10 protein-coding genes, 1 other RNA gene and 1 pseudogene are annotated in these 13,468 nt (G+C 41.5%); 5 read left to right on the plus strand and 7 right to left on the minus strand.

The features are described from left to right. Positions 1-143: 143 nt before the first annotated feature. The 3 genes and pseudogenes from C3F22_RS18590 to mobC all read right to left on the minus strand — a co-directional run. Positions 144-420 (minus strand): annotated as a pseudogene (locus C3F22_RS18590) (HNH endonuclease); the annotation flags it as partial. Positions 421-488: 68 nt separating this feature from the next. Then, positions 489-3,041, minus strand: coding sequence for a relaxase/mobilization nuclease domain-containing protein (locus C3F22_RS10735; RefSeq protein WP_104426542.1), 2,553 nt, complete (start codon positions 3,039-3,041; stop codon positions 489-491). After that, entirely contained in the window at positions 3,025-3,540 is a 516-nt protein-coding gene (gene mobC / locus C3F22_RS10740; RefSeq protein ID WP_034703139.1) for a plasmid mobilization relaxosome protein MobC, read from the minus strand. The genes C3F22_RS10735 and mobC overlap by 17 nt, the downstream gene beginning before the upstream one ends. Positions 3,541-4,324: 784 nt before the next feature. Between mobC and C3F22_RS10745 the strand changes: the two genes are divergently transcribed. From C3F22_RS10745 to C3F22_RS10760, 4 genes are all read left to right on the plus strand, one after another. Then, complete coding sequence (locus C3F22_RS10745) at positions 4,325-4,672, plus strand: hypothetical protein (protein WP_034703136.1); 348 nt, start codon at positions 4,325-4,327, stop codon at positions 4,670-4,672. A gap of 19 nt (positions 4,673-4,691) precedes the next feature. Continuing rightward, positions 4,692-5,438, plus strand: coding sequence for a hypothetical protein (locus C3F22_RS10750; protein WP_104426543.1), 747 nt, complete (start codon positions 4,692-4,694; stop codon positions 5,436-5,438). A gap of 125 nt (positions 5,439-5,563) precedes the next feature. Then, complete coding sequence (locus tag C3F22_RS10755; protein WP_104426544.1) at positions 5,564-6,172, plus strand: HAD family hydrolase; 609 nt, start codon at positions 5,564-5,566, stop codon at positions 6,170-6,172. A gap of 497 nt (positions 6,173-6,669) precedes the next feature. Beyond that, a complete protein-coding gene (locus C3F22_RS10760; RefSeq protein WP_104426545.1) occupies positions 6,670-7,839 on the plus strand; it encodes a site-specific integrase in 1,170 nt (389 codons plus the stop codon). A gap of 98 nt (positions 7,840-7,937) precedes the next feature. On the opposite strand, the gene ssrA is transcribed toward C3F22_RS10760, so the two are convergent. Continuing rightward, positions 7,938-8,297, minus strand: a transfer-messenger RNA (tmRNA) gene (ssrA, locus tag C3F22_RS10765). A 130-nt stretch (positions 8,298-8,427) separates the two neighbouring features. Between ssrA and glpK the strand changes: the two genes are divergently transcribed. Continuing rightward, entirely contained in the window at positions 8,428-9,912 is a 1,485-nt protein-coding gene (gene glpK / locus C3F22_RS10770; protein WP_004783217.1) for a glycerol kinase GlpK, read from the plus strand. 49 nt (positions 9,913-9,961) lie between these two features. Here glpK and C3F22_RS10775 read toward each other — a convergent pair whose 3' ends face one another. The 3 genes from C3F22_RS10775 to C3F22_RS10785 form a co-directional block, all read right to left on the minus strand. Beyond that, complete coding sequence (locus tag C3F22_RS10775; RefSeq protein WP_004783218.1) at positions 9,962-11,488, minus strand: DHA2 family efflux MFS transporter permease subunit; 1,527 nt, start codon at positions 11,486-11,488, stop codon at positions 9,962-9,964. Between the two features lie 6 nt (positions 11,489-11,494). Further along, a complete protein-coding gene (locus C3F22_RS10780) occupies positions 11,495-12,640 on the minus strand; it encodes an HlyD family efflux transporter periplasmic adaptor subunit (protein ID WP_004783219.1) in 1,146 nt (381 codons plus the stop codon). Positions 12,641-12,906: 266 nt separating this feature from the next. Beyond that, complete coding sequence (locus tag C3F22_RS10785) at positions 12,907-13,404, minus strand: thioesterase family protein (RefSeq protein WP_004783220.1); 498 nt, start codon at positions 13,402-13,404, stop codon at positions 12,907-12,909. Positions 13,405-13,468: the final 64 nt, after the last annotated feature.

The raw sequence follows: 13,468 nt of genomic DNA on the forward strand, positions 1-13,468 counted from the left end.
TTTAAAAATCAAAACCTTAAAATACAATATCCATTAAATAATGCATTGTATTTAATTGTTTGAACATTATAGCGAAATAACTTTGCTAATAGTAATTTGAAAGTGATTAATCGAAGTCAGATTGTTTTGTCCAACTAATCTTTTCAACCACTCCAGATCGAATAATTATTCTCTTTTCCTTGCCTGTATGCCCACCCAGCCACCTTATGCGAACTCTCTTCATCCATTAAAAAGCCAAGAATGGAAATTCGATCCACGATCGATAAAATCCTGTTCTTCATTCCGCTCCTGCCATTTATACAAAAACTCATCAGATGCGAGTAAGTTACTTTTCTTAGAATTACAGCTCGAATCTGCCAATACAAAGTTATGCCCTGTGTCCGATGGATACATCGACCAAGGAATCAGGTAGACTGCGTAAGTACTTTTAATTTGACTTACATCAATTGTATGTACTTAAACTAGTATCTTTACCCTGTTTCGCTTTTCTAAAAATCAAAATCGGCATTCAAATTATTTTCCTGTGTAGGCTTAAGTTCAGGCTTATAGCTGTGATGCGCAACTCTAGATTGAACACCATCAGAACTTTGATACGTTGAAGATGTAACTGCTTTGATTCGCTCCTTGATTTCATCAAAGTTTTTGCGGCACGAGAGATATGAAGCTCTGTGAGCTTCAAGATGATCATTTTTATGGGACAGGATTGAATCACATTTTAAATAGCTCAGCATCCTTTCATCATTCTTGATAATTTCTCCAATCCTTGCATAGTCACTACTATCAATATTTCTTCTGGCTTCAGTCATGTAGGCTAGAAGTTTTTCAGTTTTTTGCTCCGTGATCTCAATCAGCCACAACGCTTTATTAGTCTGATAAGCCTGTTGTTGTTGTGCTGATAATTCTTGGTAAGCTCGAACATAACCAGGATAAAATCCATCAAATCGTAACTGCCAAGCAATTGCTGGCTTTGGCTTGCATCGAATTTCAGCAACGATAGGTTCTAATTGCTCAAGTTTTTGATTAAGGTCATCAAGCGTTCTACAGTTTCCCCAAGCATATTGATCTGCTTGCTTTGCATCTCCAAATCTTCGTAAAAGTCGTTTGGTGGCTGAAGTTGCAAGATTTTCGAGAGTGCTTTCTCCAAATCTATCTGTTGTTTGCTGATTACCTGTTGAAAAGGGCTCAATTCGCTCTGCACTAAGTTTCTGACAGTGTCTTTCAAATTCAGCTGACTTAATACTATCGTTAATTGCCTGTGCAATTGGATATTCAAGTTTTCTTGAAATTCTCGCTGTAATTGCTCCGAAAATTCGCCCTGTTCTAAATTTGAAAGTTCTGCTTTCATTGCTGAAATCAAAGCGGTTTGAGCTTCTTTCTCTATATTCAATGTCTCGATTTTCTTCACTAAACGCTGCTCTACTTCGTTGTAGCTGATCAAAATGCTTTTTAATGAACTGACCTGTTTGCTCAAGGCTTCGTTTTGTTCTGCTAACAAGCTGTTTTGTTGTTGCAATAAGTTGATTTGTTCTATCAGATATTGGTCTATTTCGGTCTGCATGACTTACCTTTGTAATCTCTTCAAATACTCGATTTGGGCGGTGATTGATTCTGAATTCTGTTGAATCACCTGTTGTTGTGCTTTGATGGTATTGACGTTTGTACCTGTTTGATAAGCCGTAAATAAAGCGATTAAAAGACTCAGCAGTCCAATCAAGATCCCCCCACCCAACATGTATGTCGCTTTTTGCGTATCCAGTTTTTCCGTAATCAACATTGCTATACTGCTCTCTATCGGCTTGCTTTGGTTGGCGATCGCTTGCTGTATCTGGACTTGAATACTCTTTTGTAAGCTGGGTTGGTCTATTGAGATCTTCTGCAATTGGGTGTTTATTTTGGTCTGTAATTCTTGAATTGATATTGAAAATGAATCTATGCTCGATTTCACTTTTGAAACTTCCGCAATATCTATATTGGCAAGTTGAGACTGGAGTTGATTGATTTGTGCTGTGTAGTCCTCTGTCAGTGTTTGTATGGCTTGGGGTGATAGATTCTCTATCTCTTTCAAAAATGAGTTGAGATGCATTTCCAATGCTATTGTCGTCCCCTGTACGCTGTGCAAAAGCGTAGTGCTTTCGATTATAGGCTGCTCGCTTTGCTTTATAAGTTTCTCGAAATTGATCAGCGCCTGAGAGAGCTGCTGCAAGCTCATTTGGAGCTTTTCGGCTTTCTGCTGCTGCTCGGAGACGCTCTGAATAAAGTCCAATTTCGAATTGTTCATGATAAAAATCACCTCTGAGTCTGTGTGTTTTTCCGTTGATAAGTTCAACTGCTAAATACTCTTTGCTTTGGTCAACAGACTTAACAGCTTTGAGTTGCGATATACATTTGACAATATCCGCTCTGTTTTGAATTGTTTGTGTCTTTAACAGCGTTTTGACGTGATTATCAATCGTCTTGCAAAACTGTTTTTTTGTAAGTGCAATAAAGTCTTCTCTTGCGTAGAATTTTTCAGCTTGTGCATTGATTTTGGCCACATGATTTGGCTCCTGTGTGGTCTGCATCGAAAGCAAATCATCTGGCCGTGACCACTGATATTTTGTATTGAAGTAATCTCTTAATGCATCGAAGTGTTTTTCATGCCCAGGGGGAGCAATATTGAGTGATTTCCCACTTTGAATGTCGAGCCGTGGTGCTAAAACATGAATGTGCTTTGAGCCATCATCATCTGTGTGTAATACAGCAAATAGGTGATACTGTGATTGTTCCAAGCCTGCAAATGCATGCTCCTCAAATTCTTTTAGAACTTCCATAATCTGAACATCAGTTGGATCATCATCTTGTGACCAAGCGATGACTCCACTCGTATATTTCCATAGGTGTGGACTCGCATGACAAATAGCATTGAATGTGGTGGCATCACCACATAAAACCTGAACACCTGCACGAACACTTCCACGATGATCAAGTCGATCTAAAAGATATGCAGAAGCATGTGCAGCTGACCCTTTGCCGTGCTCTAAAAATTTAATATGCACTTTCATCCTTCTCCGCTAACACGATAGAAGGTTGTGACTGATCAACGTTTAAATTTTCGAGTTGCTTGCGAAGCCTATTTGGATTGTGCCTACTGATTTTTGGCAAGGTGGGAAATATTTGTTCTAACTCATTTTGAATGCCTTTTAAGACCAATAACACATGAAAAATATCAAGCTTACGCTGATCTCTTGGATCCGCATTTTTGATGATATTTAAAGCACGGGCTATCTGGTTGAGATTATTCCCAATTCTAGATAAGGCCAATAACAAATCAGGATCAGTGATTTGATAAAGTTTAATGATTTCAACTTCAGTTTTAATTTTGAGCCTCGGCTCCGTATCCTCTTCAATCATCCTTCGAACCGTAACAGCACCATGCATCACTTCACGCTGAATTAAGGAATGAATAAAGTCAGTAAAGTTAGTACGCTCTTTTTCAATGTGTAGCTCCAACTGCTCTAGCTGCAATGGAGTAAGTCTAAAATTTTTGGTTTTACTTCTCATATACGATCACGCTAACCGTTCTTTGGTTTTTGCTTTTAAGTCAACGAAGTTGACTTGCCTATCTGTGATGGGCTGGGAGGTCTTAGGAGGGTTTCCCTCCTAACAAGCCCTGTATGTCAAAATTCGAAGAATTTTGTATATACAGGTAGGCTTGCTTACAGCCATCACAGAGTTTTATGACATTAGCAAAGAACAAAAATGCGAATCGGTTTTGGTGGTGATTTTGAGTTTTTTAGCTGATTTTTATTTATTCTGAAAATTAAGTGCGGTACTAAATGATGGACTAATTCAAAACTCATGACAGTAACATGACTGGTCTCACTCCACTGTCCTCAGTTAAGCTGATCTCACTGTGGTTTAAATTGAGCTAAATCATAAGATCAATCTGAACTACTCCATTAGGTCAAATTGATCTGTTCTTCTTTATAAATAAAATAAGAAATAAAATAATTTAATATATTTAGCGCATGTCAGAGCTCACTACATTTTTCATCTTTTAAAAAATAATTCATTTCAAGGCCTTGACCTAGTTAACATAGCGGGATAATCTTATTTCAACACAGCAAAATCTGTGTTCAGGCGTGAGAACCTGTTAAAATCTAGGTGCATTTAAATGTCGCACTTGCGGCTATTTTTTTGCCTACTGTTAAGCAGTCCTATGGTAGCTTAGCAGGGCAGCTTCGTGCTGGCTGATCCTAGATTCAGTATTCTCACCCCTGTTAAGTTGCCTCCATTACCGTGAGAAGTGATGGAGATAATTACAATATTTATCTAGGAACCTGCTATGAATAATAAATTCATTGGTGCAAGCCTTTGCACACCCAAAAAACTTGCTAAGCAACTTCTTATTGAAAGTGCAAAGCATCTGTCTCACAAACAACGTCAAGCGTTACTGGATATTGTCCAAACTTTAGACCAAGTAGAAATAAACTCTCCTAAAGACATTCCACTCCATGTTGAAACTGAACAACGGTTTCAGACTGCTACTCACAGCTATGAATTCCAAGATGAGTACAATCAGGAGTATTGGTCTGGTCAGCATTGCGATTCTTATAGTCAGGAGTATCCTGAAGATTGGCTACGCCGAACTCAGCAACGTCCGCACCCCAAATCGTCTAATACCACTTACTAAGCCTTAAGTGAGTATTCTCATGACTAAAAAAACAAAACTACTAGTCCAAGGCGACTACCCTCTTATTGCATCTCCTACGCTTGCCCAAGCGTATGGGGTGCCATCAGCGATCTTCCTTCAAAAGCTTCATTACTGCCTGCAAAGTGGTGAAGCTCAAGTAATTCAGCAACAGAAGTACTTTTATCACAGCTATGAGCAATGGGCTAAGACCTTAGGTACATACAGTCCCTCCACGATCAAACGTATAGTTTCCAAGCTAAAGAAAGTGGGCATTTTGGTTGTCAAAAAGCTATCTCAAAATAAATGGATTCAAACCAACTTTTATAGCATTAATTACCGAAAAATCAGCGAGCTATTGAAAAAATCTACTGAACCTGCAAATGCTGAAACTGAAGATCACAATCAGGCTGAATCTCCAACTCTGCCATTATCAAAGTTAATGAAAAAAGGGCTAACCGTTAGCGGAGTGTCTGCTTCTTCTCAACAAGCAAAGACCAAGTCTTGTCAGGCTGAAGGTGGGTTGCTACATCCATTAGAGCCCATGGCTCCACCATCTATTCTAGAAGCCATGTCATCTGAAAAGCGTGGCTTATATAACCAGCTTTTACAACTGAAGATAGACATCCATTATGACGATGCGCGCCTGGATGAATGGCTGAAACAAAAAAAATATATCATCCGTAAAGCCGCTCATCTCAGAGACCAACTAGGACACTTAAAAATGCTTTGGCATTCACCTGAACAGATAGGTTTGAATTTAAGTTAATCAAATAAAGCAGGAAAGTTCAGTTCGCCCTCCTCTTTAAATGATTCTGACTTAAATTTTGATGAATAAAAGAGTTGATATAAAACGCTAGACCATATGCTTAAACTTTTAATGAGATAAGAATAGTGAGTAAACGACCTTATAAAGCAGTAGCCTTTGATGTTTTTGGAACGCTAATTGAAATTAAAAATAGTCAATCACCTTATAAAAAAATGATGAAATGGCTTAAACAACAAGGGCGAAAACCACAACCAAATGATGCTGCGATAATCATGTCGCTAGATGGCAATTTTGAGACAATCGCTTCTTATTTCGGTTATCAACTACCCGCTCCCTTGTTAGCTGAAATGAACAACGATCTTCAAAATGATTTAAAGCATATGCATGCTTTTGAAGATTCAATTCCAACGCTCATTGAACTTAAAAATCTAGGATACAAATTGGCAGTCTGCTCCAATGCAGCAACGCCTTATGGTGAACGAGCACAGCACCTACTTCCACCTTTAGATGCTTATGCATGGAGCTTTCTGGTCAGTGCAAATAAGCCAAATCCTTTAATCTACCAACACTTTTTAACTCAAATGAACTGTCAACCAAATGAAGTTTTTTTCATTGGTGATACTCAAATTGCTGATGTAGATGGGCCGAAAAAATTAGGCATGTCTGCAAAAATAATTGATCGTAAAAATGGTGAGAGTCTTTTAGATGTGCTCCACCCCTTGTTAAAAAAATAAATTATAAATCATTTTTCGAGCTGATTTTTAAGATACCAAATCTGGTACTTAACTCATGATATTGAGGATTTAAGTACCAAATTTTGTACCTAACAAATGGGATTAAATCATTAATTCAGTAAGCATAAATATGATTTTTTTATTTCATAATTTTTTTGAATAACCATTTTTTTGAAGTTTTAAACGAAACGAGTTTTTAAAAAATGTCATGTGCTAAGTTTTCCACATGACGATTTATGACTAGGGAAATTTATGCCTAGCCGTGAATAATTTTTAGATCAGCTCTATTGGCTAAGTAATTTTATGCAAAACGAAATTTTAGATGTTCTTTTAGAACTAGGGCTTACAGCTATCGATTGGGTAGATGCTTCAGTGTTCTCAAAGCTTACAGGCATTGAAGAACAAAAACTGACACATCGGCGAAAAAATTGGCCACAAGATCTAGTTTGGACAAAACAAGATGGAAATATTTACTACTCACTTAGAGGTTATAACCAATGGTTGACAGAACAAACTCAAAAACGTTACCAACCGGCGTTAGAATTAGGGAGAATGCACTCGAAATCAACTTCACCTCTAAAAAGCAGCGCTACTACATTACACTCCCACACCCGCCGACTGCGGAAGGTATCCGTACAGCCGCTAAAATTAGAAGTGACCTCATAAATAAAGCCAAATGGGGGATTTTAACTGAGAATGATATAGCACAAGCAAAAGGCCTTGATGTTACAGAAACTGAATCAATGGATGGTCAGCAAGTCTTATTTCAAGATGTTGCACAAAAATTTTTAAAGTTTTCGATTGCCAATAAAGATTCAAAAAATGGCTATCGCAAAATTTTAGAATGTCATTGGATGCCTTATTTTGCATTAACACCAATAGCCAATATCACGACTGAAGATATTGAGGAAGTCATTATCGATCGTGATTTTCAAACAGCGAAAACATTTAATAATTGCGCCACGCCTTTACGTGGAGTTTTCGAGTTGGCTGTTAAGCATAATCAGATTTCTGTAAACCCTATGAATAAAATTAAGAATCGTAAGGTTCAGGTGGAAACACCTGACCCCTTCACACGTAAGGAGATGGAAGCCTTACTAGCTTGGCTCGACAAAAGCTTACATGATGAGGACAAATTTTATCGGTGGTATTTTGAGTTTGCCTTCTGGACAGGCTGTAGACCTTCCGAAATGATTGCTCTTAGAGAAAGTGATATTGACTGGTTCAACGGTACATTCAAGGTCAGCAAAAGCCGTGTACGTGGTTTAGAAAAAAAGGTGACAAAAACACATACATCTCGAGAAGTATATCTGAATGAACGATCAACTCTGGCTTTGAAGGCTTTGCTACAATTTAAAAAGGATCAAGGCTACAAAACAGATTATGTAATGCTATGCCCCAAGACTAAAGAACCGTTCTTTAATGAAAAACCACCTAGGGAGCGTCTTGTAGAAGCAATGAAAGCGTGTTCTATACGTCACCGCCCTGCTTACAATGCACGGCACACGTATGCAACAATGCTACTCATGGATGGGGTAAATCCAATGTTTGTCGCTGATCAGCTTGGACATAGCCTACAAATGCTCATCAAGCGATATACTAAATGGTTACATGGGGATAAGAATAAGCAAGAAATTGCGAAACTTAGCGTAGCACGTACAGCCTAAAAACTTTGAAATCAAAAGCTCTTGGAATGAAAAATGTGGCAAATATGTGGCAATAAAAAAGCCACTTAATATAAGTGGCTAATTTATAACAAGAATTTTGGTGGAGATGGCGGGAGTTGAACCCGCGTCCGCCAACACTACGCTCGAGAATACTACATGCTTAGATATCGTCTATTGTTTTAACACCAAGAGACCCGACGAACAGGGTTCAAGGTGCGATCCTCTAAATTTGGTATAAAGCCCCGAGGCTTGACTCTATACGGACTTGTGTGCGTTCGCTTCAGTCGGGATCTCTAACCACAAGTATTCAGAGATGCGGACAAGCAGCCCTTAGGCTGCTAGAGCGTAAGTTTCGTCGTTTGCGACTATTTAAATGCAAATTTTATTTACGAGAGAAAATGCGCTCTCGGCATGCATCTATGAGTTTCATCATCGGCGTCGAAGCCAAGAACATCCCCAAAGTACAAGCTCATCATAGCATAACTGGCAAAAAATATGATGCATTTTCTACACAAATACACTTTTGAATGCGCCTGATTACATAATTACGCTAATATTTCATAATTCAAGTCAACATTTAAAAAAATTATGAGCTATTTATTGGCACTCGATCAGGGAACGACGTCTAGCCGTGCAATCATCTTTAATGAACACGGACAGATTCAGGCAACAGCTCAACGCGAAACCCATATCCAGACCCCACACTCCGGTTGGGTCGAACAGGATGCACAGGAAATCTGGAGCTCGCAGATTGCAGTAGTTCAACAGGCATTAGCTACTGCCCGGATTCTGGCGAAAGACATTAAAGCGATTGGCCTGACCAACCAGCGTGAAACGACTGTGGTATGGGATCGTCGTAATGGCAAACCTCTTGCGCCAGCGATTATCTGGCAGGATCGTCGTGCAACAGACTGGTGTAATTTGCTCATTCAGCAAGGCCAGATGGATCAGGTACAACGAAAAACCGGATTACGGATTGATCCCTATTTTAGTGCAGGGAAACTGGTCTGGTTATTAGAAAATATTGATGGCTTACGTACACTCGCAGAGCAAGGTCATGTGGCTTTTGGCACCATTGATAGCTGGCTGATCTGGAACCTGACTCAAGGTGCTGAGCATATTATTGAAGCGAGTAATGCTTCCCGCACCATGTTGATGAATCTGCAAACTCAACGCTGGGATGACGAACTACTCGACCTGTTTAATATCCCCGCTTCAGTTCTGCCACGAATCATCAGTTCTGATTGTCATATTGCAGATACGGCACCGGGTTTATTAGGGGCTACGATTCCCATTACCGGTATTCTGGGTGATCAGCAATCTGCCTTATTTGGCCAGTCTTGCTTCGAACCCGGTATGGCAAAAAATACCTATGGCACCGGCTGTTTTATGCTGTTCAATACCGGTCATGATATTCAGCTCAGCCAGAACAAATTACTTTCTACCCTCGCCTGGCAGGCACAGGAACAGACCAGTTATGCCCTGGAAGGTAGCGTTTTTATGGCCGGTGCTGTGGTGCAATGGCTACGTGATGGGCTTGGCATCATTCAAAAGAGCAGTGATATAGAGAAGTTAGCCTGTAAAGTTAAAGATACCGACGGCGTGGTCTTAGTTCCTGCTTTTACCGGACTGGGTGCACCGCATTGGGATAGTGAAGCGCGTGCCCTGCTGTGTGGCATGTCGCGTGGAACCAATAAAGCTCATATTGCCCGAGCTACACTGGAATCGATTGCCTTTCAGGTCTCTGATGTATTGACAGCCATGCAATCGGATATTGCCCATCCGTTAAAAGAACTACGTGTCGATGGCGGTGCCAGTTGTAATGATATGCTGATGCAGTTCCAGGCTGACCTGCTGAATGTGCCTGTCTTGCGTCCGAAAATGCTGGAATCCACCGCTTGGGGTGCAGCAGCGATGGCAGGTTTAAAGTCAGGGGTATTTTCTAATTTAAATGAAATTTCTCAATCCTGGCAGCTAGATCGCGCCTTTGAACCGAAAATGCAGTCCGATGAACGTGAAGCCCATTTGGCCAAATGGCAAAATGCCTTAAAACGGGCCAAATCAGATTTATAAGATCGAAAAAAACCGCTAAATAGTTAGCGGTTTTTTATTTTGGAAAATATTAATGTGATGGCATTCCACCCACGCCCGCTTTTGGTCGTGGTGCCAACCAGATGATTAAGGCAGCAAAAACAAAGACCATCGCCAGTATTAAAAACAGGTGATTAGCTGACAGGGTTAATGCTTCTTTATCCACCAGACTTGAAATATAACCCAAGGCACTATCCGAACTCATGCCCTGAGCCATCAAGGTATTCTGGGTTTCCTCGACATTCAGTTTACCGACCAGCTCACTGCGTGCCACTTTACTATGATCATCCCAGATCGTGACTGCAATTGAAGCTCCGATCGCTCCAGCCATAGTCCGCAGGAAGTTCATCAAACCTGCTGCTGATGCCATTTCCTGAGGCTGGACTGAGGCCAATGCCATATTGGAGAGTGGAATGAAGAAGAATGGCACCGCAAAACCTTGCAGAATCTGTGGCCAGGCCAATGCCATAAAATCCGCATCCGTAGTCCAGAAAGCTCGCATTAAGGTGACCACGGCAAGCAAGGTCAAACCAAAACTGGCCAGAATACGTTGATCATATTTGGTCGCCATCTTCGCCACAATCGGTGACATCAATAGGCTACCAAAACCCATGGTCGCGGTTAAATAACCTGCCCAAGTGGCCGTATAACCGAGATTAATTTGCACCCACTGTGGAATCAGTACAATACTGGAAAAGAAGGCACCGAAGGCAAAGGCTAATGACAGCACAGCAAAGGTAAATCCGCGATATCGGAAGATCCGGATATCTACAATCGGATGCCGTTCGGTCAGCTCCCAAATGGTAAAGATGATTAAACCGACCACAGCAATCACTGCCAATGTGCCGATAAAGGAGCTGCTAAACCAGTCATGTTCATGACCGAGATCTAACATTAATTGCAGCGCACCAATCCAAAGTATCAATAAGAACAAACCACCTTTATCAATCTTCAAAGCATTGGTTTCAGTTTCCGCTGGCTTTAATAGCTTCAATGCAGCCAGACCACAGAATAGACCCACTGGAATATTGATAAAGAAAATCCAGTGCCAGGACAAGTTATCACTAATCGTACCGCCAAGAATTGGGCCTAGAATTGGTCCAACAACGGTCGTCATCGCCCACATACCCATCGCTTGGGATTGTTTTTCAGGTGGGAAGATGCGTAGCAATAAAGTCTGGCTGAGCGGCATAATCGGGCCGCCAAACAGCCCCTGCCCGATCCGGCAAAATACCAGCATTTCCAGACTGGTTGAAATCCCGCACAGAATTGAAAAAATGGTAAAGCCGAGCAAGCAGACACCAAAGAGTCGAACACTACCAAAGCGGCCCGCCAGCCATCCCGTCAAAGGTACACAGATCGCTTCTGCAACTGCATAAGACGTAATGACCCAGGTGCCTTGCGAGCTGGACACTGCCAGACTACCGGTAATATGCGGCACCGAGACATTGGCAATGGTCATGTCCAGCACGACCATGAAATTGGCCAATGCCAGCACAAAGGCCGCCAGCATCAGCTTGCCGCCGGTCAGATTCCCATATGGAACATATTTATTCATCGGGAATTACTTCTTAAAATGGATTTCAACTTCCATCGACAGACCCACACGTAGTGGATGCTCGGCCAGTTCTTTCGGATCCAGCTGAATACGGACTGGCAAACGCTGTACCACTTTGATCCAGTTACCCGTCGCGTTCTGAGCCGGAATCAGAGCAAAGGCTGAACCTGTACCGCCAGAGAAACCCACCACAGTGCCGTGATACTTCACCGATTTACCATACAGATCAGACGTCAGTTCGGCTTTCTGCCCCACGCGGACGTTTTCTAGTTGGCTTTCTTTGAAATTGGCATCAACATAGAGCTGATCTACTGGTACGACCATCATTAGCATTGTACCAGGCGCAACACGTTGACCCACCTGAATGGAACGGCGTGAAACTACTCCATCAAAAGGTGCTTTAATTACAGTACGTTCTAAGTCTAGCTCGGCCTGTTTCAGTTTGGCTTCAGCCACGAGTACATCAGGCGTTGAGTTTTCATTCGCACCTTGAATCAAGGCTTCATTCGCCGCTAAATTGCTTTGTGCGGCTTTCTGACTGGATCTTGCTTGTGCCAGACCCGCTTCAGCAGAAGCTACGCCTGCTTTGGCAGTATCCAATGCAGATTGTGCGGTACTGAGTTCTTCTTTAGACACTGCACCGCTCGCACTGAGTTTTTCACGACGCGTATATTCATCTTGTGCTTTATGTAAGGCTGCCTGAGCCTGAGCCAGCTGAGCTTCAGCACTGCGAATTGCATCATCACTGACCCCAATCTGTGAGCTTAAAGCCCCGCTATTGGCCGCAGTCTGTTTGTACTGGCGTTTGGCTTTGGTCAGTTCTGCACGTGCCTGAGCCACTGCAATTTTGGCATCACGGTCATCAATTCTGGCAAGGATATCGCCCTGTTTGACCGCTTGGGTATCATGAACCAATACTTCAGCGACCTGACCACTCACCATAGACGTAATAGAAGCCGTTTCAGCACCCACATAGGCATTTTCAGTACTGACTGAATTGTTCAGAAAGAATTTCCAAATCAGAAACAGCACCAGTGCAATCACTATAAAGATAGCAACGATACTCAGGGCCTTTTTACGTTTATTTTTTAAAGCTTGATTCGAAGTTGCATCAGATGCGTTTTCTGGCAGGGTGTCTTGTACATCTGTCATTGATTTTTTCCTAAATCCAACAGACTTGGTCACGCAGCCACACTGACCAGCACTGACATGAATGTATAATAGATTCATATCCCGTTTATTGATCAATGGGTAAAATGAGAAAGCCGTATTAATTTAATTTTCATGCATTCTAATAATAAAAATTAGAAAATATGCAAAAAAATATTACTCGGAAGTTTAAAAAACTAAGCCCCTATTCCAGGAATAAGAGCTTAGTTCGGGCCCAGAATGAGCCAGGATCGAGGAGATAAACTTAATTAATAGGCATATGAAGCAATCGCTGTGGCAATCGGCTTGTCATCATCGTTGACCATGGTCATGCGCATGGTGCAGCTCTTACGCCCCAAACGTAAGGTTTCTGCACGGGCAATAAAATATTTACCACGACCGGGTGCCAGATAATCCACGCGCATGTCTACCGTCGCCAGACGTGATACCTTTTTAATCGTATCGGCAATAGTTTCCGGTTCAGCTTTCTTGTACAGCTCACCCATCGCCACAATTCCGCCAATACTGTCGAGTATGGTCGCTGCAAGACCACCATGCAGAATCTGAAATGCCACATTTCCAATCATGAAATCCTGCATTTCAACATATGCTTCGATCTGACCATCGACCACCCGCATGGTCATGCCATTATGCTTAAAAAAAGGAGAGGTATTAAAAGCGTGTACCAACTGGTTTAAGACCACTTCAATATCCACTTTTGCACCTAAATGTATATTACCTGTCCAATTTCTTTCTGTCTTAGTCATAAGTCTGCCCGAAGCTACAACAATAAAAAACCGCTAATTTATGCCCAAAAAATTCAGATAGGGT

It is taken from the genome of Acinetobacter sp. ACNIH1 (assembly GCF_002934695.1).
GTDB classification, from domain to species: Bacteria; Pseudomonadota; Gammaproteobacteria; order Pseudomonadales; family Moraxellaceae; genus Acinetobacter; species Acinetobacter variabilis.

Excerpts from the sequence above, each read along its gene's own strand:
- C3F22_RS10735 (WP_104426542.1), bottom strand. The coding sequence starts at position 3,041 with ATGAAAGTGCATATTAAATTTTTAGAGCACGGCAAAGGGTCAGCTGCA.
- mobC (WP_034703139.1), bottom strand. The coding sequence starts at position 3,540 with ATGAGAAGTAAAACCAAAAATTTTAGACTTACTCCATTGCAGCTAGAG.
- C3F22_RS10745 (WP_034703136.1), top strand. The coding sequence starts at position 4,325 with ATGAATAATAAATTCATTGGTGCAAGCCTTTGCACACCCAAAAAACTT.
- C3F22_RS10750 (WP_104426543.1), top strand. The coding sequence starts at position 4,692 with ATGACTAAAAAAACAAAACTACTAGTCCAAGGCGACTACCCTCTTATT.
- C3F22_RS10760 (WP_104426545.1), top strand. The coding sequence starts at position 6,670 with ATGGTTGACAGAACAAACTCAAAAACGTTACCAACCGGCGTTAGAATT.
- glpK (WP_004783217.1), top strand. The coding sequence starts at position 8,428 with ATGAGCTATTTATTGGCACTCGATCAGGGAACGACGTCTAGCCGTGCA.
- C3F22_RS10775 (WP_004783218.1), bottom strand. The coding sequence starts at position 11,488 with ATGAATAAATATGTTCCATATGGGAATCTGACCGGCGGCAAGCTGATG.
- C3F22_RS10780 (WP_004783219.1), bottom strand. The coding sequence starts at position 12,640 with ATGACAGATGTACAAGACACCCTGCCAGAAAACGCATCTGATGCAACT.
- C3F22_RS10785 (WP_004783220.1), bottom strand. The coding sequence starts at position 13,404 with ATGACTAAGACAGAAAGAAATTGGACAGGTAATATACATTTAGGTGCA.